18 protein-coding genes are annotated in these 23,990 nt (G+C 73.4%); 10 read left to right on the plus strand and 8 right to left on the minus strand.

Going from position 1 to position 23,990, the window contains the following annotated elements; genetic code table 11:
- Nucleotides 1–48: 48 nt before the first annotated feature.
- The 6 genes from AB0H28_RS25215 to AB0H28_RS25240 form a co-directional block, all read right to left on the minus strand.
- A complete protein-coding gene (locus AB0H28_RS25215; protein WP_358044891.1) occupies nucleotides 49–906 on the minus strand; it encodes a fused MFS/spermidine synthase in 858 nt (285 codons plus the stop codon).
- A complete protein-coding gene (locus AB0H28_RS25220; RefSeq protein WP_358044894.1) occupies nucleotides 906–1,886 on the minus strand; it encodes a hypothetical protein in 981 nt (326 codons plus the stop codon). Before AB0H28_RS25220 ends, AB0H28_RS25215 begins: the two co-directional genes overlap by 1 nt.
- Nucleotides 1,883–4,357: an SMC family ATPase gene (locus tag AB0H28_RS25225; RefSeq protein WP_358044896.1), complete on the minus strand. Its 2,475-nt coding sequence runs from the start codon at nucleotides 4,355–4,357 to the stop codon at nucleotides 1,883–1,885. Before AB0H28_RS25225 ends, AB0H28_RS25220 begins: the two co-directional genes overlap by 4 nt.
- The gene (locus AB0H28_RS25230; protein ID WP_358044899.1) at nucleotides 4,357–5,505 is read right to left on the minus strand and encodes an exonuclease SbcCD subunit D; all 1,149 of its coding nucleotides are present in this window, start codon (nucleotides 5,503–5,505) and stop codon (nucleotides 4,357–4,359) included. Before AB0H28_RS25230 ends, AB0H28_RS25225 begins: the two co-directional genes overlap by 1 nt.
- A gap of 12 nt (nucleotides 5,506–5,517) precedes the next feature.
- Nucleotides 5,518–7,266 (minus strand): ATP-binding protein, encoded by a 1,749-nt coding sequence (locus AB0H28_RS25235; RefSeq protein WP_358044902.1) that lies wholly within the window; start codon nucleotides 7,264–7,266, stop codon nucleotides 5,518–5,520.
- 378 nt (nucleotides 7,267–7,644) lie between these two features.
- On the minus strand, nucleotides 7,645–8,430 hold the full coding sequence (locus AB0H28_RS25240) for a pyrimidine reductase family protein (RefSeq protein WP_358044905.1): 786 nt from the start codon (nucleotides 8,428–8,430) through the stop codon (nucleotides 7,645–7,647).
- A gap of 150 nt (nucleotides 8,431–8,580) precedes the next feature.
- Between AB0H28_RS25240 and AB0H28_RS25245 the strand changes: the two genes are divergently transcribed.
- From AB0H28_RS25245 to AB0H28_RS25270, 6 genes are all read left to right on the plus strand, one after another.
- Nucleotides 8,581–9,126 carry a plasmid pRiA4b ORF-3 family protein gene (locus AB0H28_RS25245; RefSeq protein WP_358044978.1) on the plus strand — a complete coding sequence of 182 codons (546 nt, stop codon included), beginning with the start codon at nucleotides 8,581–8,583 and terminating at the stop codon, nucleotides 9,124–9,126.
- 206 nt (nucleotides 9,127–9,332) lie between these two features.
- Nucleotides 9,333–10,655, plus strand: coding sequence for an extracellular solute-binding protein (locus AB0H28_RS25250; protein WP_358044908.1), 1,323 nt, complete (start codon nucleotides 9,333–9,335; stop codon nucleotides 10,653–10,655).
- A 120-nt stretch (nucleotides 10,656–10,775) separates the two neighbouring features.
- Nucleotides 10,776–11,753, plus strand: a complete 978-nt coding sequence (locus tag AB0H28_RS25255) for a sugar ABC transporter permease (RefSeq protein WP_358044910.1) — start codon at nucleotides 10,776–10,778, stop codon at nucleotides 11,751–11,753.
- 10 nt (nucleotides 11,754–11,763) lie between these two features.
- A complete protein-coding gene (locus tag AB0H28_RS25260) occupies nucleotides 11,764–12,660 on the plus strand; it encodes a carbohydrate ABC transporter permease (protein ID WP_358044912.1) in 897 nt (298 codons plus the stop codon).
- A complete protein-coding gene (locus tag AB0H28_RS25265; RefSeq protein WP_358044915.1) occupies nucleotides 12,657–14,090 on the plus strand; it encodes a GH1 family beta-glucosidase in 1,434 nt (477 codons plus the stop codon). Before AB0H28_RS25260 ends, AB0H28_RS25265 begins: the two co-directional genes overlap by 4 nt.
- Nucleotides 14,091–14,173: 83 nt before the next feature.
- Nucleotides 14,174–15,220, plus strand: a complete 1,047-nt coding sequence (locus tag AB0H28_RS25270; protein ID WP_358044918.1) for a LacI family DNA-binding transcriptional regulator — start codon at nucleotides 14,174–14,176, stop codon at nucleotides 15,218–15,220.
- Between the two features lie 104 nt (nucleotides 15,221–15,324).
- On the opposite strand, the gene AB0H28_RS25275 is transcribed toward AB0H28_RS25270, so the two are convergent.
- Both AB0H28_RS25275 and AB0H28_RS25280 read right to left on the minus strand, forming a co-directional pair.
- Complete coding sequence (locus AB0H28_RS25275; RefSeq protein ID WP_358044921.1) at nucleotides 15,325–16,536, minus strand: acyl-CoA dehydrogenase family protein; 1,212 nt, start codon at nucleotides 16,534–16,536, stop codon at nucleotides 15,325–15,327.
- 1 nt (nucleotide 16,537) lies between these two features.
- Nucleotides 16,538–17,611, minus strand: coding sequence for a phosphotransferase family protein (locus AB0H28_RS25280; protein ID WP_358044924.1), 1,074 nt, complete (start codon nucleotides 17,609–17,611; stop codon nucleotides 16,538–16,540).
- A gap of 148 nt (nucleotides 17,612–17,759) precedes the next feature.
- On the opposite strand from AB0H28_RS25280, the gene AB0H28_RS25285 reads away from it, so the two are divergent.
- The 4 genes from AB0H28_RS25285 to AB0H28_RS25300 all read left to right on the plus strand — a co-directional run bounded on the left by AB0H28_RS25285 (nucleotide 17,760) and on the right by AB0H28_RS25300 (nucleotide 23,989).
- Nucleotides 17,760–18,464, plus strand: a complete 705-nt coding sequence (locus tag AB0H28_RS25285) for an amino acid-binding protein (RefSeq protein WP_358044927.1) — start codon at nucleotides 17,760–17,762, stop codon at nucleotides 18,462–18,464.
- Nucleotides 18,465–18,544: 80 nt separating this feature from the next.
- Nucleotides 18,545–19,699, plus strand: a complete 1,155-nt coding sequence (locus AB0H28_RS25290) for a GNAT family N-acetyltransferase (RefSeq protein WP_358044930.1) — start codon at nucleotides 18,545–18,547, stop codon at nucleotides 19,697–19,699.
- A 311-nt stretch (nucleotides 19,700–20,010) separates the two neighbouring features.
- A complete protein-coding gene (locus tag AB0H28_RS25295) occupies nucleotides 20,011–20,748 on the plus strand; it encodes a class I SAM-dependent methyltransferase (protein WP_358044933.1) in 738 nt (245 codons plus the stop codon).
- 364 nt (nucleotides 20,749–21,112) lie between these two features.
- The gene (locus tag AB0H28_RS25300; protein ID WP_358044936.1) at nucleotides 21,113–23,989 is read left to right on the plus strand and encodes a glycoside hydrolase family 9 protein; all 2,877 of its coding nucleotides are present in this window, start codon (nucleotides 21,113–21,115) and stop codon (nucleotides 23,987–23,989) included.
- The last annotated feature ends 1 nt before the right edge of the window (nucleotide 23,990 follow it).

Consider the following 23,990-nt stretch of genomic DNA (forward strand, 5'->3'; position numbering starts at 1 on the left):
CCCCACGGGCATGGCCGCCCGGGGATACGCACCGATCCGCCGATCGGATCAACGTTTGACGGAAAAAATTCCCGGCGGCGGTGGCGTCGAGTCGACGGCGTCCGCGTCGCGCACCACGGCGGCCCCGCCGGCGAACCGGTCCAGATCGTCGCCGGCCACCACCCGGCCGGGGAACCAGTCACCGGCCGCACGCCGGGCCAGCTCCGGCACCGGCGGCTGGATCCGCGACGCCACCAGCACCAGATTGCCGTACCGCCGGCCGCGCAGCACCGCCGCGTCGCCCACCAGGCAGGCCCGGGGCAGCACGGTACGCACAGTGGCGACCTGCCCGCGGGCGTGCCGCAGCGGCGGGCCGTCGGCCACGTTCGCCAGGTACGTGCCGTCGGGCGCCAACACCCGGGCCACCTCGGCGGCGTACTCCACCGAGGTCAGGTGCGCCGGGGTGCGGGCCCCGGCGAACACGTCCGCGACGATCACGTCGTACCCGCCGTCGCGGCCGGACGACAGCGTGGCCCGGGCGTCGGCCACCCGCACCCGCAGCCGGGGGTCGGACGGCCAGGGCAGCTTCCGCCGGACCAGCTCCACCAGCGCGCCGTCCACCTCGGACACCCGCTGCGTCGAACCCGGCCGGGTCGCCCGCACGTAGCGGGGCAGGGTGAGCGCGCCGCCGCCCAGGTGCAGCACCCGCAGCGGCGCGCCGGCCGGCGCCGCCAGGTCGATCGCGGCGGCCAGCCGCCGGACGTACTCGAATTCCAGGTGGGTCGGGTCGGCCAGGTCCACGTGCGACTGCGGCGCACCGTCGAGCAGCAGCGTCCACGAGCCGGGCCGGTCCCGGTCGGGCACCAGCTCGGCCCGGCCGGTGTCCACGTCCGCCACCACCCGGTCGGCGTCGCGCCGCCGGCCCATCAGCGCCGGATCCCGCGCGCCGCCGAGGTGAGCACCCGGTGCAGCAGCCGCGCGTCGCCGAGCATCCCGCGCAGCTTGCGTTCCAGCCCGGCGATCGGCACCAGGTTCTGCGGGGCCCGCGGGTCCTTGTACGGCGTGGACGCGAACCGGGGCAGCGTGACCAGCGACAGGTCGGCCAGCGCGATCGCCTCCGGCCCGCTCAGCTCGGCGGAGCACTCCATCCGCACGATGCCCGCCCAGGGCGCGCCGGCGGCCACCGGCAGGCGCAGATACCAGGACCAGCCGCCCCACGCCGTGCCCAACCGGAACACCGGGCAGCGCTGGCCCGGCGCCAGCCCGGTCACCACCGCGGTGAGCCGGGCGTCCAGATACTGGCTGTGCTGGGTCTTGATGTAGCCGAGCGTGCGCGGCAGGTTCCGCCGGCTGCGCAGCGGACCGTCCACCACCAGCAGGTCGTCGTCGGTGCGCACCGCGTCGGAGACGGCCACCTCCAGCGCGGTGAGCGGGCCCTGCACCGCCGCCGGCAACTTGCTCAACTCGCCGGTGCCGCCGACCCGGTGCACCGGGTAGCGGATCGCGCCGGCCACCACGTCCTGCGCCGACGGGCTGGCGGTGAACAGCCCCCGGCCCACCCGGGCCCCGGCCAGCTCGGCGGCACCCCGGTCCAGGTCGCAGCGGACCACCCCGGCCGCGTACGAGGCGGCGATGCCGGGGAACGACCCGCCGTCCTCCTCGGCCGTCCAGACGCTGGCGTCGATCCGGCGTACGCCGTCGACCAGCAGCACCACGTCCGGCGCCCGCACCCCCGGCCGGACGTCGATCGCCCGCCAGTCGGTGACCGGCAGCTCGACGTCGGCCTCCACCTGGGCGCTGCTCGGCGCTGCCGGCCCGGAGCCGCCCGCGGCCTCGAACGACGCCCCATAGGCCGGATCCCACGAGTCGACGAAGAACCGGGGCGGCGCCCCGGCCGGTCCGGTCACAGGCCCGTCCGCTCGATGCGGGCGGTGCGCGCGTCCTTGCGGACCTCGAAGCGGACCGGGATCCGCTCGGCCAGCGCCGGCACGTGGGTGACCACGCCGACCATCCGGTCGCCCCGGGCGGCCAGGTTCTCCAGCGTCGCCGCGACCGTGTCCAGCGTCGCCGCGTCCAGGGTGCCGAAGCCCTCGTCCAGCACGATCGACTCCAGGCTGGCCGCGCTCGTGGACATGCCCGCCAGCTGCTCCGACAGGGCCAGCGCCAAGGCCAGCGACGCCTGGAACGTCTCCCCACCGGACAGCGTCCGCACCCCGCGCCGCAGCCCCGCGTCGTGGTGGTCGACCACGAAGAACTCGCCCTTGTCGTGGATCAGGTCGTACTGCCCGCCGGACAGCTCCCGCAGGATCCGCGACGCGCCGTCGACCAGCAGGTCCAGCGCCTCGGTGAGCAGCCACCGCTCGAAGTTGTTGGCCCGCAGGTGCCCGGCCAGCGCGCGGGCCACCCGCGCCTCACGCTCGTGACCGGCTCGCTGCTCGCGCAGCTCGGCCGCCTGCTCGCGGCGCTCGGTGAGCCGGCGCAACTCCGCCTCGGCCCGCTCGACCGCCACCGCCACGTCCCGCATCGGGTCGGCCGGCGCGCCCAGCCCGGCGCCGGTGAACGACGCGGCGATCCGGTCGGCCACCTCGGCCGCCGCCCGCTCGGCCGCGTCGACCGAGTCGGCCAGCCCGCCCCGGTCGGCCCGCCGCCGTTCGGCCTGCTCGCCGGCCCAGCCGGCCAGCGCCGCCCAGGCCGCGGCCACGTCCTCCCGGTCGGCGGCCGGCGGACCGAACCGGGCCAGCCCGTCGCGGACCGCGTCGAACTCGCGCCAGGCACGGCGCAGCCGGTCCTGCGCGCCGTCGAGCGCGCCCCGGGCCCGCCGGGCGGCCTCCCGGCCGGCGCGGACCGCGCCGGCCGCCTCGTCCAGCGCCGCCCGGAGCCGGGCGTGCTCGGCCAACGAGGCGCGCAGCGCGTCCGCCGCCGGGGCGTCGGCAAGCTGCCCGTCCAGCTCGGCCAGCCGGGCGGCGAGCCCGTCGTGCTCGGCGCGCACCCGCAGCAGCACCCGGTCCAGGTCGCGGGCGGCGGCGTCGCGCTCGGTCAGCACCCGATTGGCGGCCTCGCTGGCCGCCCGCGCCGCCTTGCCGGCCGCGATCGCCCGGCTCACCGCCGAACCCTTCGGCATCGCCGGCACCGCGGTGACCACCTGCTCGCACACCGGGCAGGGCGCGCCGTCGACCAGGTGCGCCCGCAGCGCCACCGCCTGGTCGGCTGCCTTGGCCTCCTCGTGCGCCCGGAACGCCGCCTCCAACTCGACCTCGGCCCGCTCGGCGGTGGCCCGCGCGGCGGCCAGCGCCGCCACCGCCGCGTCGTGCTCGGTGCCCGCCGCGTCGACCGCCGCGCGGACCGTCGCCGCCTCGCCGGTCAACCGCTCCCGATCGGCGTACGCCCGCAGCTGCACCCGCAGCGTGCTCTCGTCGCCGGCGGCGGCCAACTCACCGCGGAGCTTCTCCTCCCGTTCCTCGGCCAGCCCCACCGCCGCGGTCGCCTCGTCGGCGGCCACCCGGGCGGCGGTCACCGCCCGGGCCAGCTCCGCCGTGCCGTCTGGCGGCCGGACCCCGGCCAGCACCGCCAGCTCGGCGTCGAGGGCGGCCAGCGCCGCGGCCCGCTCGGCCGCCGCGGCCCGGGCCCGCTCCAGCTCCGGTACGGCCGCGGTGACCGCCCCGGCCAACTCCCGCACCGCGTCGACCCGGTCGGTGGCCTTCGCCAGGCTCGCGTCGTCGACGTCGGCGAGACCACCGAGCATCTTGTCGACCGTCTCCAGCTTGGCCTCGGCCTGCCCGGCGCGCTCGACCGCCTTCTTCTGCACCCCCTCGTAGACGCCCAGCCCGAGCAGGTTGACCAGGATCTGCTGGCGGGTCGCCGGCTTGGCGTGCAGGAAGTCGGCGAACTGCCCCTGCGGCAGCACCACACAGGAGGTGAACTGCTCGTAGGGCAGCCCGACCGCGTCGAGCACCGCCTGTTCCATCTCGGCCGGCGTGCCGGCCACCACGTCGCCCAGGTCGTCCGGGCTGAGCCCGGTGTCGAGCTTGGTGACGTCGAAACCGGGCGGCATGAGCTGGAGGCCGGCGTTGGCCGTCTTCACCGTGCCCCGCCCGTCGCGGCGCACCACCCGGGTCGCCACGTAGCGGTCGCCGGCGGACTCGAAGACCAGCCGGACCCGCGCCTCGGTGGCCGACGGCGCGAGCGCGTTGGCCAGCCCCCGCGTGCCGCCCCAACGCGGCACCGTGCCGTAGAGGGCGAAGCAGATTGCGTCGAGCACCGTCGACTTGCCCGAACCGGTCGGCCCGACGAGCGCGAAGAAGTCGGCGTCGGTGAAGTCGACGGTGGTCTCCTCGCGGAAGACGGTGAAGCCGGCCATGTCCAGCCGAATCGGCCGCATCAGTGCTCGACCTCCTCGAGCAGCTCGTCGAAGAGTTCCCGGACGCCCTCGTCGGCGTGGCCGCGGCTGCCCAGGTAGTCGGCGAACAACTCGCGCGGGGAACGCCCGGCCCGCTGGGCGGTGCGGGTGCCGCTGCCCGGCGTCGGCATCAGTTCCGGGTCGATCCGGATCTCCAACGCCCGGGGGAGCAGCTCCTGCACCTCCTCGCGCAGCCCGGCGCGGGGCTGCTCCCGGACGAAGACCCGTAGCCAGCCGTCGGGCGGCGCGATCTCGGCGAGTTGGGCGAGCGTGCCCCGCACGGTGCGCAACGGCACCGCGCCGGGCACCGGCACCTCCCGGACCCGCGCGGCGGTGGTCGCGGTGACCTCCACGATCGTCACCGAGCCGACGTTCTCCTGCTCACCGAAGTCGACCGCGAGCGGACTGCCGCTGTAGCGGATCGGGCACGGGCCGATCACCCGCTGCGAGCGGTGCAGGTGGCCCAGCGCCACGTAGTGCGCGTTACCGGGGAAGACGGTGGCCGGCACCGCATAGCCGAGCACGGTGTGCGCGTCCCGCTCGCCGCCGCCGGTGCTCGCCCCGACCACGGTGAGGTGCGCGGTGACCAGGTGCACCCGGTCCGGCTCGGTGAACCCCTCGGCCAGCTTGTCGAGCACCCGGCCCAGGTGGTCGGCGTAGGTCTGGTTGGCCTCGGCCGGGGTCAGCGCGTACATCTCCACCGCCCGGACCGCGTAGCGCTGGGACAGGAACGGCAGCGCCGCCACCCGCCAGCGCTCGCCGTCGCGGGTCACCCCGTCCACGACGTGCTCGGCCGGGTTTTCCCGCACGCTGCCGCGCAACGTCACGCCGGCGGCGTCGGCCCAGGGGCGCAGCGCGTCCAGCGCCGCGCCGTTGTCGTGGTTGCCGCCGATCGCCACCACGTCGGCGCCGGTGCGGCGCAGCGCGGTCAGCGCCCGGGTGACCAGCCGCGTCGCCTCCGGGGTGGGTGCGGCCGTGTCGTACAGGTCACCGGCGACGAGCACCAGGTCGGGCCGCTCCTCCCGGGCGATGTCGATCACCTGGGCGAGGACCTGCGTGTGCTCCTCGGCCCGGGACTGCCCCTTGAGGACCTTGCCGACGTGCCAGTCGGAGGTGTGCAGGATCTTCATGGTGGGTGCCGCCTAGAACGGGATGTCGTCGTCGGAGGAGCCGGAGCCGACCACCGCGAACGGGTCGGCGGACTGCGTGATCGACCGTAGCGTCTCCGACGGCGGGCGGCCCGCCTCGGAGACCCGGGTGGCCCAGGCCGGGAACGGGAACTCCAGGCAGAGCGGCACCGGGATGTCGGGTTGGTTGACGAACATCGTGCCCGGCTTGGCCAGCAGCGCGCGCTGCCGCTGGGCGGGCGGGAGGAAGCCGTATTCCGGGCGGGACGCCTCGGCCGGGTCGAGCCGGCCGACCACCCGGATCGCCGAGTTGGTGACGATCCGCCGTTCCACCTCGCTCGCGGTCTGCTGCGCGCCGACCAGGATCACGCCCAACGAGCGGCCCCGCTCGGCGATGTCGAGCAGCACCTCCTTGATCGGGGAGGAGCCCTCGCGCGGCGCGTACTTGTTCAGCTCGTCGAGCACGACGAAGAGCAACGGCTTGGCGGTGCCGGCCTTCTCCTTGCGCTCGAACTCGCTCTTCAACGTCACGCCGACCACGAAGCGCTGGGCACGGTCCGGCAGGTTGTGCAGGTCGACCACGGTGACCTGGGCGCTCTCCGCCGTGTTGATCGAGTGCGGGCGACGGGTCGCCAGGTCACCCCGGATCAGCCGGCCCAGGTCCTTCTTGCTGCCGATCAGCCGCCGCGCGAACGCGTTCACGGTGCCCAACCCGACGGCGCTGCCGGCCCACTCGCCCCGGGTCTCGTCGTCGTTGAGCTGCTCGACGACGTGGTCGACCAGATCGGCGTAGGAGCCGAGGCGGACCCCGTCGAGGCTCACCCCGCCGTCGGCGGGCTGGGCGTGGCGGGCCAGGTGGGCGGCGACCGAGTGGACCACCATGGTGTATTGCTGGCGCTCGTCGTCGGCGTCGGCGAACACGTAGGGCAGCAGGCGGTCGGCGCAGAACTCGCTCAGCGTCCAGTAGAAGCTGTCCACGCCGGTGAGCCGGCTGCTCACGTCCGGCGTGCCGGAGGAGTCGCCGACCCGGGGCGGGGCGTAGACCCGCACGTCCGGGAACGCGCCGGCGTCCAGGCCCAGCTTCGCGTACGCCGCGCGGGTGGGGTCGTCGAGCCGGCTGTTCGGGTGGTCGAGGAAGAGCAGGTCCTCGCCCTTGACGTTGAAGATCAGCGCCTTGGCGTTGACCGCGTCGCCGCCGAGCACCCCGGAGCGGAACACCGAGTAGAGCAGGAAGGTGGCGAAGCTCGTCTTCGTGGCGACGCCGGAGATGCCGGAGATCGACACGTGCGCGCCCCGGGTGCCGTCGAGGAAGTCGGCGTTGAGGTAGACCGGCACGCCGTCGCGGCCCATCCCCATCGGGATCCGCCGCTCCATCCGGTCGAAGTGCAGCGCCCGGGCCCGGGCGTCCCCCTCGGCCCGGTGCACCACCGCGCCCGGGGTGGGCGGGACGTAGAACTCCGGGTCGACCCGGGTGGTGGTGACCTCGGCGGCCTCCTGCACCTGCGCCGGCAGCGTGCCGTCGGCGATGGCGAAGACGTCCGAGTCGAACTGCGCCCCCTCGTGCCGGGCGCGCACCTGGGTCACCACGCCAGCGATGGTCACCGGCTCGCGGTCGGGCAGCTCCCGCCGGGTCACCACCACGTCGTCGAGTTGCAGGTAGCTCCCCGGGGCGACGGCGGTCCAGAAGGTGAGCGGGGTGGCGTCGGCGGTGCCGAGCACCCGGCCGACACCCTCGCCGGGCCCGTCGAGCTGGTCGTCGGTCATCGGCGGTCTCCGGTGGGCTGGTCGTTCCGGTCGCGGCGCACGTCCTGCATCCTGCCCGAGAGATGCGACAGGTTGCCACGCGACGCGGCGGACGCCACGTCGACCGATCGCGCTCCGGATTTCCCCGCCACGTCGGGTACGGCCCCGGCGACTCTGTGCTCCGCCCCGGCGCCCGCGCGCCAGGGGTCCGAGGGTCCGCCCGCCAGGTCCGGATGAGGCGGGTGCGACCCGGTGCAACGCCATGGGTGTCCGCGCCGCCATCCGGCACAGGTGTGCCGTGGCGGCGAGCGCGCTCTGGCGGTGCCGTGGACGGCGGGTCGAGCGGGCGCGGACGGCGGGTCGAGCAGGCTCCGGCGGCGGGCGGGGGATCGAGCGGGCTCAGGCGGCGGGCGCGGCGCCGGCGGGTGGCGGGTCGCCCGGGTCGCGGGCGTAGCGCAGCATCAGCACCCCGTCGGCGGCGACCAGCACGTGGCGCAGCGGCAGGCGCCGGGGGTCGCCGGCGACGCCGGCGGCGATCCGGCCGGGTCCGGCGCCGGCGAGCAGCGGGGCCACGGTCAGGCAGAGCTCGTCGACCAGGTCGGCGGCGGTGAGCGCGCCGAACAGGTGTGGCCCGCCCTCGCAGAGCACCTGTTCCAGCCCGCGGCGGCGCAGCTCGGCCAGGCCGGCGGCGAGGTCGACCCGGTCGGCGCCGCAGCGGACGAGGTCGGCCACCTCGGTCAGCCCGGCCGGCGGTTCGGCGTCGTCGCGGGTGAGCACCAGCGGCCGGACCGGGGCGTCGGCGAAGCAGCCCTGGGCCGGGTCGAGGTCGAGCGAGCCGGAGACCACCACCAGTGTCGGGCACTCGGGCAGGCCCCGCTCGCGGCGCCAGGCGCGGCGTCCGGCATCCAGCCGCACCGCGCGGTAGCCCTCGTGGCGCAGTGTGCCGGCGGCCACCAGCAGGCCGTCGCAGAGCATCCGCAGCATCCCGAAGACGCGCTTGTCCGGCTCGCCGGAGAGCCCGGCGGAGTAGTCGTCCAGGGTGACCGCGCCGTCCGCGCTGGCGACGAAGTTGACCCGCAGGTGCGGTCGCGGCGCGCGTCCGTAGAGCGCGGTGAGCTGCGGGTCGGTCAGCGGACCGGTGACGGGTGCTGGCCAGCTCCGTTCGATCGGGGTTCCGACGCTCATGTGCGGGCCGGACCGGTGACCGGCGGGGTGGGTTCGGGGGTACGGTGCTGGCAGTCGCACCACTTCCGGCCAGGACAGTCGTCGTGCCGCCGCTCCCGGCAGGCTCGGCAGATCATGCGGGCAGCCTATGCCGAGGAAGGACGGGACCACGTGCCGCGTCGGATCTTCCAGCTGATGGTGTCCCTGGCCGGCGTCCGGCCGCCGGTCTGGCGGCGGGTGCTGGTGCCCGGCGGTTACACGCTGGACCGGCTGCACCGGGTGATCCAGCACGCGATCGGCTGGCGCGACTGTCGCCTGCACTCGTTCGAGATCGACGGGCGGCAGTACGGCGAGCCCGATCCGGGCGGCGAGCTGGCGCTGCGCGACGAGTTGGACGTCCGGTTGGACGCGGTGGTGGGCAAGGGCGACCGGTTCCGCTACACCTACGACTTCGGCGACTGGTGGGAGCACGACCTGGTGGTGGAGGACGTGTGCGCCGTCGACCCGGACGAGCGTTACCCGGTCTGCGTGGACGGGGAGCGGGCCGCGCCGCCGGAGGGCGTGGGCGGCCCGGAGGGTTACGCCGTGCTGTTGGCCGCGCTCGCCGATCCGGCGCATCCGGAGCGCGCGGCCATGCGGGAGTGGGCCGGCCCGGCGTTCGACCCGGCCGGGTTCGCCGCCGACCGCGTCACCACGTTGCTGCGTCGCTGCTGCTGAGCGGACCCGTCGACGGGCGGGGGAGCACGCGGTAACGAAATGGGAACGCTCCCACCGGCCTATTGACACCCCTGTTACCTCCCGGCAATCTCATGGGAGCGCTCCCGGGAGTGGTGTGAATCTCTTCCCTGCCCGCTCCGGCCCGGCGCGAAACGCACCCCCCACCACACGATCAACTCGCCTCACCACCGAAAGAGGGGTCTCGGATGAGCGTCCCAATCCGCCGTCGGCAGCTCGCGGCCATCGCGCTCGCGTCGGTCGCGGTGCTCGCCACCGCCACCGCGTGCAGCGACGATTCGTCGGGCGGCAGCAGCAGCGGCGACAGCGACGGCCCGGTCACCCTGGTCGTCGACGTCTTCGGCGACCAGGGCTTCGGCTACGAAGACCTGTACAAGCAGTACGAAGCCGAGCACAAGAACGTCAAGATCCAGGAGCGTGGCAAGGGCCTCGGCCTCGGTGACTACAACACCCGGCTGACCCAGCAGATCACCGCCGGGTCGGGCGCCGGCGACGTGGTGGCCCTGGAAGAGGGCACCATCGTCCAGTTCTACGCCCAGGCCGACAAGTTCGTGAACCTCGCCGACCACGGCGCGAACGACCTCAAGGGCAACTTCCTGCCGTGGAAGTGGGAGCAGGGCACCACCCCCGACGGCAAGGTGCTGGGCCTCGGCACCGACGTCGGCTCGATGGCGCTGTGCTACCGCAGCGACCTGTTCAAGGCCGCCGGCCTGCCCACCGACCGCGAACAGGTCGGTGCGCTCTGGCCCACCTGGGACCAGTTCATCGCCACCGGCCAGAAGTTCGCCGCCGCCGACAAGAAGCACAAGTTCGTCGACTCGGCGACCAACTTCTACAACGTGGTGCTCATGCAGGTCGCCGGCCAGGGCACCGGCTACACCTACTACGACAAGAGCAACAAGCTGGTCATCGACCAGAACCCGGACGTCAAGTCGGCGTACGACCTGACCACCAAGATGATCGGCGCCGGGCTGTCGAACAACCTGCAGTCGTTCTCCAACGAGTGGAACGCCGGGTTCAAGAACGGCACCTTCGCCACCATCGCCTGCCCGGCGTGGATGACCGGTGTGATCAAGGGCCAGGCCGGTGACGCGGCGGCCGGCAAGTGGGACATCGCCAAGGCCCCCGGCAACGGCGGCAACTGGGGCGGCTCCTTCCTCGGCGTGCCGAAGTCGAGCAAGCACCAGAAGGAGGCCGCGGAGCTGGCCAAGTTCCTGACCAGCGCGCAGGGCCAGATCGGCGCGTACAAGGCGGTCGGTAACCTGCCGTCCAACCCGCAGGCGCTCGCCGACCCGGCCGTGGCCGACTCGACCAACGAGTACTTCAGCAAGGCCCCGGTCGGCAAGATCTTCGCCGCCGGCGCCAGCGACCTGAAGCCGGTCTACCTCGGCCCGAAGAACAACGCGGTCCGCACCGCCGTGGAGAACACGCTGCGCGCCGTGGAGCAGGGCAAGTCGGCCGACGAGCAGTGGCAGGCGGCCTTGAAGAACGGTGCGGCCGCCGGCAAGTGACCGGTTGAGCCGCCCGCGGGTGGCGTCGGCAGCCCCGTGCTGCCGGCGCCACCCGCGGTGCCCGCAGTGCCCGGCGTCGCCCGTGTGGCGGGCGACGCCGGCTGAGGAGAAGGACTCCTGATGAGCCTCGATCTGCACGCCACGGCGCCGCCCGAGCCCCGACCGCCGCGCGCCCGCACCTCGCACCGCCGCGCCAGCTCGACCACGAAGCTGGACCTGAAGTACTCCCCCTACCTGTACGTCCTGCCGTTCTTCCTGATCTTCGCGGTGTTCAGCGCGTACCCGATCGTCTACACGGTCTGGATCGCGCTGACCGACCGGTCCCCGCTGAACGCGACGATCTCCTTCGTCGGGCTGGACAACTTCGTCGAGCTGATCACCGAGGACCCGCAGTTCTGGAACGCGGTGGTGAACACGTTCGGCATGTTCGTGCTCTCCACCGTGCCCCAGCTGATGCTGGCGCTGATGCTGGCCAACGCGCTGAACCGGAGGCTGCGCGCGCAGACCTTCTTCCGGATGGCCATCGCGATGCCGATCATCACCTCGACCGCGGTGGTCGCGTTGATCTTCTCGATGATCTACGCCAAGGACTTCGGCCTGATCAACTGGCTGCTGGACAGCGTCGGCCTGGACCCCATCGACTGGCGGGCGAACCGCTTCGCCTCCTGGTTCGCCATCTCCACCATGGTCGACTGGCGCTGGGTCGGCTACAACGCGCTGATCTACCTGGCCGCCATGCAGTCGATCAGCAAGGACATGTACGAGGCCGCGGCGCTGGACGGCGCCTCCCGCCGGCGCCAGTTCTGGTCGATCACGGTCCCGCAGCTCCGTCCCACGATCATCTTCACGCTGATCATCTCGACCATCGGCGGGCTCCAACTGTTCACCGAGCCGCTGCTGTTCACCAGCGGCTCCGGCGGCCTCTCCGGCGGTTCGCAGGGCCAGTTCCAGACCATCACGATGTACCTGCTCGACGTGATGAACCAGCGTTTCCGGTGGGGTTACGCCGGTGCGGTCGCGCTCGTGCTCTTCGTGCTCATCGCGCTGATGTCGACGGTCAACTACCTGCTGGCCCGGCGCATCAGCTCCGACAAGTGAAGGTGACGAGATGACGACCACCACGCTCCGCCCGCCCGCCCGGCCGCCCGCGCCGGCCAAGGCCACCCACCAGGCCGAGCGGCTCTGGAAGGCCAGCCCGCTCACCTGGTTCGGCCTCGTCCTCGGGGTGATCCTGTCGCTGTTCCCGTTCTACTGGATGATCGTGATCGCGTCGCGGACCAACGACGCGGCCAACTCCTGGCCGCCGCCGTTCCTGCCCGGCGGCAATCTCGGCGAGAACATCCAACGGGTGCTGGCCAACGGCGACGCCAACGTCGTCAAGGGCCTGATGAACTCGTTCCTGGTCTCCGGGACGATCACCGTCGCCACGGTCTTCTTCGGCTCGCTGGCCGGCTTCGCGTTCGCCAAGCTCCGGTTCCGGGGCAAGAACGCGCTGCTGCTGATCATCCTGGCCTCGATGATGGTGCCGATCCAGCTCGGCGTGCTGCCGCTCTACATCCTGATGGCGAAGCTCGACTGGCTGAACACGATGCCGTCGGTGACCGTGCCGTTCCTCATCGGCGGCTTCGGGATCTTCATGATGCGCCAGTACGCCGAGCAGGCGGTCCCGAACGAGCTGATCGAGGCCGCCCGGGTGGACGGCTGCTCCACCTGGAAGGTCTACTGGCACGTGGTGATGCCCGCGCTGCGCCCCGCCGCCGCGGTGCTCGGCCTGCTCACCTTCATGGAACAGTGGAACCAGTTCTTCTGGCCGTTCGTGGTGCTGGCCGACCCGTCCAACCCCACCGTCCAGATCTCGCTGCGTAGCCTCAACACCGCCTACTTCGCCGACAACTCGCAGATCTTCGCCGGTACGTTGATTGCGACCCTGCCCCTGTTCGTCGTGTTCGTTCTGTTCGGCCGCCAGATCATCGGCGGCATCATGGAAGGCGCCGTCAAGTCGTGAGCAACCCAGCCAGCCCGCCCGCCGTCGGCGTCCTCGACGAGGGCCCGGCCGTCACCTTCCCGCCCGGCTTCCTCTGGGGCGCGGCCACGGCCGCCTACCAGATCGAGGGCGCCGCGGCGGAGGGCGGCCGTACGCCGTCGATCTGGGACACCTTCAGCCACACCGAGGGTCGGACGGTGGCCGGGCACACCGGCGACGTGGCCTGCGACCACTACCACCGGATGCCGGACGACGTGCGGTTGATGGCCGAACTGGGGCTGCGGTCCTACCGCTTCTCCGTCTCCTGGCCGCGGGTGCAGCCGGGCGGCACCGGCGCGGCCAACCAGGAGGGGATGGACTTCTACCGCCGCCTGGTCGACGAGCTGCTCGGCCACGGCATCGAGCCCTGGGTGACGCTCTACCACTGGGACCTGCCCCAGCCGCTGGAGGACGCCGGCGGCTGGCCGGCCCGGGACACCGCCGGCCGGTTCGCCGAGTACGCGCAGCTGGTCGCCGACGAGCTCGGCGACCGGGTGAGGTATTTCACCACGCTGAACGAGCCGTGGTGCTCGGCGTTCCTCGGCTACGGCTCGGGCGTGCACGCGCCGGGCCGTTCGAACGGCACGGACGCGGTCCGGGCCGGGCACCACCTGATGCTCGGGCACGGGCTGGCGGTGCAGGCGGTGCGGGCCGCGCGCCCCGAGGCGGAGCTGGGCATCACGGTGAACCTCTACCCGGTCACCCCGGCCACCGGCTCGGCCGCCGACGCGGACGCGGCCCGTCGCATCGACGCGCTGGCCAACCGCTTCTTCCTCGACCCGGTGCTGCGCGGCGCGTACCCGGCCGATCTCGTCGCCGACCTGCGCGAGCTGACCGACTTCGGGCACGTCCGCGACGGTGACCTGGCGACCATCTCCACCCCGCTGGACATGGTCGGGGTCAACTACTACAGCCGGCACGTGGTCGCCGCGCCGGTCGAGGGCGGCGAGCCGGAGCCCTACTGGCGGGCCCCGTCCTGCTGGCCGGGCAGCGAGGACGTCCGGTTCGTCACCCGTGGGGTGCCGGTGACGGACATGGACTGGGAGATCGACGCCCCGGGCCTGCTGGAGACGCTGGAGCGGGTTCACCGGGACTACACCGACCTGCCGCTCTACGTCACCGAGAACGGTTCGGCGTTCGTCGACGCGCTGGTCGACGGTCGGGTCGACGACCCCGACCGGCTGGCCTACTTCGCCGCGCACCTGCGCGCGGCGCACGCCGCGATCGAGGCCGGGGTGCCGCTCAAGGGCTACTTCGCCTGGTCGCTGATGGACAACTTCGAGTGGGCCTGGGGCTACACGAAGCGGTTCGGCATGGTCTATGTCGACTACGACACGCAGGCCCGGATCGCGAAGTCCAGCGCCAGGTGGTACGCCGATGTGATCCGACGCAACGGCCTGGCCGCACAATAAGCTGGGCCAGCCAGTAACGGGCGGCCCCGGCACCGGAGCCTCAACCGTGCCGGGCCCGCCCGCCCGTCGGAGGAGCACAGACGATGACAACGCAGCGCACCCGCTCGCTCGGGCGCCCGACCCTCGACGCGGTCGCGGCCCGCGCCGGCGTCGGGCGCGGCACGGTCTCCCGCGTGGTCAACGGCTCGCCGCAGGTCAGTCCGGAAGCCCGGGCCGCCGTCCAGCAGGCCATCGCCGAGCTGGGGTACGTGCCCAACCGGGCTGCCCGGGCGCTGGTCACCCAGCGGACCGACTCGGTGGCCCTGGTCGTCTCCGAGTCGGGGGAGCGGGTCTTCACCGAGCCGTTCTTCGCGGCGATCGTCCGGGGCGTCAGTTCCGGGCTGGTGGAGACGCCGATGCAGCTCTGGCTGGCCATGGTGCAGTCGCCGATCGAGCGGGAGCGGGTCGAGCACCATCTGACCAACCAGCACGTCGACGGCGTGCTTCTGCTCTCGCTGCACGACTCCGATCCGCTGCCCACGCTGCTGGAGGAGCGCGGCCTGCCCGCGGTGCTCGGCGGCCGGCCGGCCCGGATGCTGCACCCGAACGCCCAGCCGGCGTGGTTCGTCGACGTGGACAACGTCGGCGGTGCGCGGCACGCGGTCGAGCACCTGTTCTTCCAGGGGCGGCGGCGGGTCGCCACCATCGCCGGCCCGCAGGACATGGGCGCCGGCCTGGCCCGCCTCTCCGGCTACCGGGAGGCGGTGCGGGCCGCCGGGGGCGCCGTCGAGCCGGGCCTGATCGCGTACGGGGACTTCAGCGAGGGCAGCGGCACCGCCGCCATGCGCCGGCTGCTGGAGGCCTGCCCGGATCTGGACGCCGTCTTCGTCGCCTCCGACCTGATGGCCTTCGGCGCGTTGCGCGCGTTGCGCGAGGCCGGTCGCCGGGTGCCCGAGGACGTAGCGGTGATCGGCTTCGACGACGCCCCGATCGCCCGTCAGGCGGAGCCGCCGCTGACCACGGTGTTCCAGCCGGTGGAGGAGATGGGCCGGCAGATGGCCCGCCTCCTCGTCTCCCGCATCCGCGGCGACGACGTCCCCTCCCCGCACGTCCTCCTGGACACCGAGCTGATCCACCGCGCCTCCGCCTGACCCGCCCAAGTCCCCGCTGATTCACGGAAAGAGTGGCCATGTCGCGTGCGATGACCACTCTTTCCGTGAATCAGCGAGCGTGGGGGTGGGATGGGGTGGGTGGGTCAGGATCGGCGGCGTAGTTCGCGGCGGGCCAGGGAGGCGCGGTGAACCTCGTCGGGGCCGTCGGCCAGGCGCAGCGTGCGGGCCTGGGCCCAGAGCGCCGCGAGCGGGGTGTCCTGGCTGACGCCGGCCCCGCCGTACGCCTGGATCGCCTTGTCGATCACCCATTCGGCCATCGCCGGCGTGGCGATCTTGATGGCCTGGATCTCGGTGTGCGCGCCCTTGTTGCCGACGGTGTCCATCAGCCACGCGGTTTTGAGGACCAGCAGCCGGGCCTGTTCGATCCGGACCCGGGACTCGGCGATCCACTCCCGCACCACGCCCTGCTCGGCGAGCGGGCGGCCGAACGCGACCCGGTCGAGGGCGCGCCGGCAGAGCAGTTCCAGCGCCCGCTCGGCCATGCCGACGAGCCGCATGCAGTGGTGGATCCGGCCCGGGCCGAGCCGGGCCTGGGCGATGGCGAAGCCGGTGCCCTCGGCGCCGACCAGGTTCTCCGCCGGCACCCGGACGTCCGAAAAGTCGATCTCGGCGTGCCCGCCGTGCGGGGCGTCGCTGTAGCCGAAGACCGTCATCCCGCGCCGGACCGTGACGCCCGGGGTGTCCCGGGGGACCAGGATCATGCTCTGCTGGCGGTGCCGGTCGGCGTCGGGGTCGGTCTTGCCCATCACGATGAAGATCTCGCAGCGCGGGTCCATCGCCCCGGACGACCACCACTTGCGGCCGTTGACCACGTAGTGGTCGCCGTCGCGGGTGATCCGGGTGGCGATGTTCGTCGCGTCCGAGGAGGCGACCTCCGGTTCGGTCATGCAGAACGCGGAGCGGATGTCGCCGGCGAGCAGCGGCGTGAGCCAGCGTGCCCGCTGCGCGTCGGAGCCGAACTCGGCGAGCAGCTCCATGTTGCCGGTGTCCGGCGCGGCGCAGTTGAGCGCCTCCGGGGCGAGGTGCGGGCTGTGCCCGGTCAGCTCGGCCAGCGGCGCGTACTGCAGGTTGGTCAGGCCGGCGCCGTAGCGTGCGTCCGGCAGGAAGAGGTTCCACAGGCCGCGGCTGCGGGCCTCGGCCTTCAGCTCGTCCATCACCGGCGGGCGGGCCCACGGGTCGCCGGCGGCAAGCACCTGCTCGTGGTGCACCGGCTCGGCCGGGAGGACGCACTCGGTGAGGAACGCCTCCAGTCGCTGCCGCAGCTCGACCGTCCGGTCGTCGTACGCGAACTCCATGCTATCTCTCCCTCACCGCGTGCAGACCGTGCGCGACAAGCGGCGCCACCATCCCGCCGATCCGGTCGAAGCCCTCACCGAGGGTCTGCCCGAGGGTGTGACGGTAGTGGATGCCCTCGCAGATCACCGCCAGCTTGAAGCAGCCGAGCGCCACATGCCAGTGCAGCGGGCCGACGTCGACGTCGCTGCGCCCGGCGTAGCGGTCGATCAGCTCGGCCCCGGTGGGGAAGCCGGCGCGCGGGCCGACGCCGTCGGCCACCGGGTTGCCCTCGGCGTGCTCGCTGCCGCCCAGCACGTCCCAGTAGGTGAGCAGCAGGCCGAGGTCGGCGAGCGGGTCGCCGAGCGTGGCCATCTCCCAGTCGAGCACGGCCCGCACCGCCACCGGGTCGACGGTGGCGAGCAGATTGTCCAGCCGGTAGTCGCCGTGCACGACCCGGCCCGCGTTCGCCCCCTCCGGCACGCTGCCGGCCAGCGCGTCGCGCAGCTCGTCGATGCCGGGCAGTGGGCGGCTGCGGGAGCGGTCGAGCTGGCCGGCCCAGCGGCGGACCTGCCGGGCCAGGTAGCCGTCCGGGCGGCCGAAGTCGGCCAGGCCGACCTCGGCGGGCTCCACCCGGTGCAGGGTGGCGAGCGTGTCCATCATCGCCAGCGCGAGATCGTGCCGCTGGTCGGCGGTGAGCGCGTCGGTCTGCGCCCGCTGCCGGTAGACCTCGCCGTCGACCTTGGCCATCAAATAGAAGGGCGCACCGATGACGCTCTCGTCGGCGCAGAGCAGCAGCGCCTCGGGGACCGGCACGCCGGTCGGGGCCAGCGCCGAGATCACCCGGTGCTCCCGGGCCATGTCGTGCGCGGTGGCCAGCACGTGCCCGAGCGGCGGCCGGCGCAGCACCACCTCACGGTCGCCGGCGCGCAGCAGGTAGGTCAGGTTGGACTTGCCCCCGGCGATCAGCCGGGCGCTCAGCGGCCCGGCCAGCTCCGGCCGGTGCGCGGCCAGGTGGGCGGCGAGCCGGTCGAGGTCGAGCCCGCGTGGGGCCGGACCGGTCGGGGGCCGGGCAGCGTCGACGGCCGGATCGGTCATCCGGATAGTTGATGGCAGCTCAGCTTTGTTGTCAAGGTCGGATTTTCCCGGCGGGACATGCCGCGGCAACGGGGACGAAACGGCCAGCCGGCAGGCTGGGCCCCAGCCTGCCGGCCGTCGCCGGCCCGCCGAGCGGAGGGAATCAGACATGCTGCTGAGAGTTCGGGTGACCCTGCCGGACCGACCGGGCACGCTCGGCCAGGTGGCCCGGACACTCGGCGTCTCCGGCGCCGACATCGTGCAGGTGGTGGTGCTGGAGCGGCTCGGCGGGCGGGCGGTCGACGACTTCACCGTCGTCTGGCCGGGTGCGGCGCGGGTGGAACGGCTGCTCGCCGGGCTGGCCGCGATCCCCGGCGTGCGGGTGGACGGCGTGTGGCGGGCGATCGGCGCGCCGACCACCACCGGCCAGGACGCCGAACTGCTCGCCCAGGTGGCGGCGAACCCCACCGACGGGGTGGCCACGCTCGTCGACGCGGTCCCGGGGCTGCTCGCCGCGGACTGGGCGGTGGCCGCGGTGGTCCCGCTGGACTGGGCCGCGCGCAGCGGCGACGGCGGCTCGGCCACGGTGGGCCACGCGAGCTGGCGGGCTCCGACGCCGCCCCGGCTGCCCGAGGTGACTCCGCTGCGGGCCCGTCCGATGACCAGCCCGGAGGGGCACCACTACGCGGTCGCGCCGTTCGGCCGGGCCGGCCTGGTGCTGGTGGTCTCCCGCGATCACAGTGAGCCGCTCTCGGCCGCCGCGTTCCACTCCACCGAGGTGGACCGGCTCGCCCAGCTCGTCCGCGCCAGCGCGGTGATCCTCGGTGACCGGCTCGACCTGGTGGGCACGCCGCCGGTGACCACGATCACCTGAGGTGGGGGCGGCCCGTCACCGGGGGGCAACGGGCGCGCAACAGGTGACCGGCATGGTCGGTGGTGAGGAAGGGAGACATCATGGCGCTGTGGCGGATTCGAGCCACCGTGGACGACCGGCCGGGTTACCTGTCGGTGCTCACGGCGAGCCTCGCGTTGCGCGGGGTCAACATCCTCACCGTGCAGGTGCACACCACCGAGGTCGGCGCGGTCGACGACTTCCTGGTCGACGCGCCGGAGCAGCTCACCGAGGCCGAGTTGCGGGCCGCGGTGGAGCGGGGCCGGGGCGGGGACTGCTGGGTCGCGCGCAGCGAGGCGCGTGGCCTGGCCGACGAGCCGACCCGGGTGCTCGGGCTGGCCGGGCGGCTGGTCCGCGACCCGGAGGCGGCCGGCGCGACGCTGCGGACGCTGCTCGGCGCGGACGTGGTGACGTGGCGGCCCACGCCCGCGCCCGCCCCGGGTGGCGTGGGCGGCACCACCATGCTGCTCACCGACCCGGCGGGCGGCGGCTACGAGCTGCGCCGCCGGGAGCCGAGCTTCACCCCGGCCGAGTACGCCCGGGCGCAGGCCCTGGTCGAGTTGGCGGCGGCGCTGGGCCGCCGGGACGCCGACCGGGTCACGCTGGTGCTGCCGGACGGCGCCGAGGTGTCGGTGCGGCCGGCCACCGCCGACGACGCGCCGGCCGTACGGGAGTTGCACGCCGGTTGCTCGCCGCGCAGTCGGCAGCGGCGCTACCTGAGCGGGGCGGCGTACCCCTCGCCGGCCCGGCTGCGCCGGCTGCTCGAACCGGCGCGCGGGGTGTCCCTGCTTGCCACGGCCGGCTCCGGCGGGGAGGCGGCGCCGGTCGTGGCGATGGCCAACCTGCTCGGCGAGGGGGACGAGGCCGAGGCGGCGCTGCTGGTCCGCGACGACTGGCAGCGCCGGGGTCTCGGCTCGGCGCTGTTGCGCCGCCTGTTCGGCCATGCCGACCGGGCCGGTTTCGCGGCGTTGGTGCTGCACGTGCAGGCCGAGAACACCCCGATGCTGCGGACGCTGCGCCGGCTGGACCGGCCGACGGCGCTGGAGCGCGACGGCGGCCTGCTGACCGCGACCGTACCGCTGGCTCCCGTTCCGGCGCCTCCGGCCGGCCGGGTCGCGGGGCCGGTGCCGCCGGCGCAGGCCGGCTGTGGCACGGGGACGGCCCTGCCGGCGCGGGCCGGCCACGGCTTGCCGAGCCAGCGGTCGGGTTCGATCTGATCTCACGGCCGTCCGGCCGGGCCCTCGGGCGAGCCGCAACGGCGCGGCACGTCGCGGGACCGGGCGGAGGGGCCGCAACCGGCGCCTCCCGGCGCCACCCTGACCGACCTCCGATGCGGGGGACGGTGACACGGCGGGGCCCCCGGTGCGGGGGCCCCGTTCGTGTCACCGGGCGGAGGTAGCCAGGTTGCGACCGCCTCCTCGTCACGTTCGAGAGGGCCGGTGCGACGGGATGACCATCTCGGCCACCGATGACTGGGTCATGTGGACCCCCCCCACCCGAGCGATAAATATGGATAGAGTCGGCGACCGTGACTGAAGCCACGGGGCAACTCGGACTGGGACATGGCAGTGCTTTCGGCGAGCGGGGGGTAGCGAAGAGACTGGGAACGCTGGGCCGGCACACATCGTTGAGCGGCCGGCGGTTGCTGGAGATCGGTTGTGGGGATGGCACGTACACGATGCGGTTGGTGAACGCATTCGAGCAGATCGAGGCGGTCGACATCCAGCAGGAGCGGTTGGAGCTGTTCCGGGAGCGGCTGGCGGGGGATCCGGCGGCGGCACAGAAGATCAACGTGCGGGAGTTGTCCGCCACCGAGCTGGACTACCCGGATGAGAGTTTCGACCTGGTCACCGCCATCGAGGTGCTGGAGCACATCGATGATCTCGATGCGGCGTTGCGGCAGGTGCACCGGGTGTTGGCGCCGGGCGGCCGGTTCGCGTTGACCACTCCCAACCGGTGGTTCCCGATCGAGACGCACGGTTTCCTGATCCGAGGCAAGCGGTACCGGCCGGCGCGGGGTCCGTTCCTGCCGTGGATCGTTCCGCTGCACCGGCGGCTGGCCGATGCCCGTTCCTTCACCGCGCGGGGCTTGTCGGGGCAGCTCCGCCGGGCGGGGTTGGAGACGGTGGCGGTGGACTACATCATGCCGCCGTTCGACCGCTCCGGCTTCGGTCAGCGGATCCGGCCGGTGACCGACGCGATCGAACGGTCGCCGCTGAAGTTCTTCGGCATGGCCCTGGCGGTGGTGGCCCGACGACCGGATTGACCGAGGAGTCTCGACCCTGCTCGCAAGCCCGACGGACACGGCCCAGGATGGCCACCGCCGGGCTTCGTGCATCCATCCGGACAGCGGCGGCGTCGACGCCGCTGGGTGGGGCGACTGTCCCGTGCCCGTCGCGCGGCGGGCAACAGCGCATCGATGTGATTTAAGTTACCGGCGAGTATCGCGTGGGGTGGGGTCGCGGTCGTCTTCCCAACGAGCGGGCCCCGGGATTAGATTGTCGACTATCCATGGGAGCGCTCCCGCGCCCTCTGGTCCACCCACCACCACCGCCGCACGGTGGCCCGGCCGCACCGTCCTTCGTCAGGTCGGCCGCCGTGCGGCAGCCCATCCTCCACAGGAGCTCGCCATGCCCCGACCGACCCCGCCGCCGCGCGGTCGCCCGTCCCACCGCCTGCTCGCCGCCGGCGCCGCGCTGGTGGCCGCCCTGGCCGCCGCCGTGCCGACCCCGGCCGCCGCCGCGCCGGCCGCCGCCCCGCAGGCGCAGGCCGCGCCCGCGTTCAACTACGCCGAGGCGTTGCAGAAGTCCCTGTTCTTCTACGAGGCCCAGCAGTCCGGCAAGAAGCCGGCCTGGAACCGCGTCTCCTGGCGCGGCGACTCCGCGCTGACCGACGGCGCCGACGTCGGCGTGGACCTCACCGGCGGCTGGTACGACGCGGGTGACCACGTGAAGTTCGGTTTCCCGATGGCGTTCAGCACCACCATGCTCGCCTGGGGCGCGGTCGAGTACCGGGACGGCTACGTCGCCTCCGGCCAGCTCAGCCACCTGCTCAACAACCTGCGCTTCGTCAACGACTACTTCGTCAAGGCGCACCCGGCCCCGAACGTGCTCTACGGCCAGGTCGGCAAGGGCGACGACGACCACAAGTGGTGGGGGCCGGCGGAGGTGCTGCCGATGGCGCGGCCCGCGTACAAGATCGATGCGAGCTGTGGCGGCGCGGACCTGGCCGGCGAGACGGCGGCCGCGATGGCCGCGTCGTCGATGGTGTTCCGCTCCACCGACGCGGCCTACGCGGACAAGCTGCTCGGCCACGCCAAGCAGCTCTACACGTTCGCCGACACGGTGCGGAAGTCCTACAGCGAGTGCATCACCGACGCCGCCTCGTTCTACAAGTCGTGGAGCGGCTACCAGGACGAGCTGGTCTGGGGCGCGATCTGGCTCTACCGGGCCACCGGCGACGCGTCCTACCTGGCCAAGGCGGAGAGCGAGTACGACAAGCTGGGCACCGAGCCGCAGTCCACCACCCGCTCCTACAAGTGGACGCTGGCCTGGGACAACAAGCAGTTCGGCGCGTACGTGCTGCTGGCGAACCTGACCGGCAAGCAGAAGTACGTCGACGACGCCAACCGGTGGCTCGACTACTGGACCGTGGGCGTCAACGGGCAGCGGGTGCCGTACTCGCCCGGCGGGATGGCGGTGCTCGACTCCTGGGGTGCGCTGCGCTACGCCGCGAACACCTCGTTCGCCGCGCTGGTCTACAGTGACAAGACCACCGACGCGACCCGCAAGGCCCGCTACCACGACTTCGCCGTCCGGCAGGTCGACTACGCGCTCGGTGACAACCCGCGCAACTTCAGCTACATGATCGGGTTCGGCGCCAACCCGCCGAAGAATCCGCACCACCGCACCGCGCACGGCTCCTGGTGGGACAGCCAGACCGTGCCCACCGAGACCCGGCACGTGCTCTACGGCGCGCTCGTCGGCGGCCCGTCGTCGGCCAACGACGCCTACACCGACAGCCGCTCGGACTACGTGATGAACGAGGTGGCCACCGACTACAACGCCGGCATCACCTCCGCGCTGGCCCGGCTCACCGACGAGTACGGCGGCAGCCCGCGCGCCGGCTTCCCGACCGCCGAGACGCCCGACCTGGACGAGTTGACCGTGGAGACCACGGTGATGCAGGCCGAGCCGCGGGCCACCGGGCTCAAGGCGATCATCTACAACAAGTCGGCGTTCCCGGCCCGGGCCCTCACCACCGGAAAGTTCCGGTACTACTTCCGGCCCGACGGCACCGGCCCGGTGACCGTCACGCCCGGCTACACCCAGGGGTGCCCGTCGCCGTCGACCGCCAAGCAGTTCAGCGGCGACATCTGGTACGTCGAGGTGGACTGCACCGGCTACACCATCGCGCCGGCCGGGCAGTCGCAGCACCGGATGGAGGTGCAGTTCAAGATCGGCGTGCCGGAGGGCGGCACCTGGGACCCGACGAACGACCCGTCGTACCAGGCCACCGCCGGACCGAACCGCAAGGTGCCGCTCTACTCCGGCGGGGTCCGGGTGTGGGGTGAGGAGCCCGGCCCGGCCACGCCGGACACCACCGCGCCGAGTGTGCCCGGCACCCCGGTGGCGTCCGGCGTCACGGCGACCGGTCTGACGCTGACCTGGCCCGCCTCCACCGACACCGGAGGCAGCGGCCTGGCCGGCTACGAGGTCACCCGCACCTCGGCCGGAAGCGACCCGGTGGTCACCGCTTCCACCGGTGCCACGCTGGCGGTGACCGGGCTGGCGCCCGAGCGGACGTACTCGTTCAGCGTGCGCGCGCTCGACGGCGCCGGCAACCGGTCGGCGGCCTCGGCGGCGCTGACCGTCACCACGCCGGCCGCCCCGGCGCCCGACGCCACCCCGCCGACCGCCCCCGGCACGCCCACCGCCACCGCCGTCGGCCCGACCGGTCTGACCCTGACCTGGGGCCCGGCCACCGACGCCGTCGGGGTCACCGGCTACCGGGTCTACCGGGGCGGGAGCGTCCTGGTCGGCTCCACCACCGGCACCACGCTCGCGGTGACCGGGCTGACCGCCTCCACCACGTACACGTTCACCGTGGTCGCGGTGGACGCGGCCGGGAACGTGTCGCCGGCCTCGCCCGGCGTCACGGTCACCACCACGGCCCCGCCGACCGGCGGCGGCTGCGCGGTGACCTGGACGGCGAACAGTTGGGACACCGGGTTCACCGCGAACCTCACCGTCACCAACACCGGCCCGACGGCGATCAACGGCTGGACCCTCGCCTTCACCTTCCCGAGCACCAGCCAGAAGGTGGGTCAGGGCTGGTCGGCGAACGTCACCCAGACCGGCACGTCGGTGACCGCGTCGAACGTCTCCTACAACGGGACGCTCGCGCCCGGGGCGTCGACCAGCTTCGGCTTCAACGGCACCCACACCGGCACCAACCCGAGGCCGACGGGCTTCACCCTGAACGGGAGCGCCTGCACCGTCTCCTGAC

Source organism: Micromonospora sp. NPDC050980 (assembly GCF_040653835.1).
Taxonomy (GTDB): domain Bacteria; phylum Actinomycetota; class Actinomycetes; order Mycobacteriales; family Micromonosporaceae; genus Micromonospora.

Bases quoted from the DNA above. Each gene is read 5' to 3' on its own strand.
- AB0H28_RS25215 (WP_358044891.1), bottom strand. From the start codon at position 906: ATGGGCCGGCGGCGCGACGCCGACCGGGTGGTGGCGGACGTGGACACC.
- AB0H28_RS25225 (WP_358044896.1), bottom strand. From the start codon at position 4,357: ATGCGGCCGATTCGGCTGGACATGGCCGGCTTCACCGTCTTCCGCGAG.
- AB0H28_RS25230 (WP_358044899.1), bottom strand. From the start codon at position 5,505: ATGAAGATCCTGCACACCTCCGACTGGCACGTCGGCAAGGTCCTCAAG.
- AB0H28_RS25235 (WP_358044902.1), bottom strand. From the start codon at position 7,266: ATGACCGACGACCAGCTCGACGGGCCCGGCGAGGGTGTCGGCCGGGTG.
- AB0H28_RS25240 (WP_358044905.1), bottom strand. From the start codon at position 8,430: ATGAGCGTCGGAACCCCGATCGAACGGAGCTGGCCAGCACCCGTCACC.
- AB0H28_RS25250 (WP_358044908.1), top strand. From the start codon at position 9,333: ATGAGCGTCCCAATCCGCCGTCGGCAGCTCGCGGCCATCGCGCTCGCG.
- AB0H28_RS25255 (WP_358044910.1), top strand. From the start codon at position 10,776: ATGAGCCTCGATCTGCACGCCACGGCGCCGCCCGAGCCCCGACCGCCG.
- AB0H28_RS25260 (WP_358044912.1), top strand. From the start codon at position 11,764: ATGACGACCACCACGCTCCGCCCGCCCGCCCGGCCGCCCGCGCCGGCC.
- AB0H28_RS25270 (WP_358044918.1), top strand. From the start codon at position 14,174: ATGACAACGCAGCGCACCCGCTCGCTCGGGCGCCCGACCCTCGACGCG.
- AB0H28_RS25275 (WP_358044921.1), bottom strand. From the start codon at position 16,536: ATGGAGTTCGCGTACGACGACCGGACGGTCGAGCTGCGGCAGCGACTG.
- AB0H28_RS25280 (WP_358044924.1), bottom strand. From the start codon at position 17,611: ATGACCGATCCGGCCGTCGACGCTGCCCGGCCCCCGACCGGTCCGGCC.
- AB0H28_RS25285 (WP_358044927.1), top strand. From the start codon at position 17,760: ATGCTGCTGAGAGTTCGGGTGACCCTGCCGGACCGACCGGGCACGCTC.
- AB0H28_RS25290 (WP_358044930.1), top strand. From the start codon at position 18,545: ATGGCGCTGTGGCGGATTCGAGCCACCGTGGACGACCGGCCGGGTTAC.
- AB0H28_RS25300 (WP_358044936.1), top strand. From the start codon at position 21,113: ATGCCCCGACCGACCCCGCCGCCGCGCGGTCGCCCGTCCCACCGCCTG.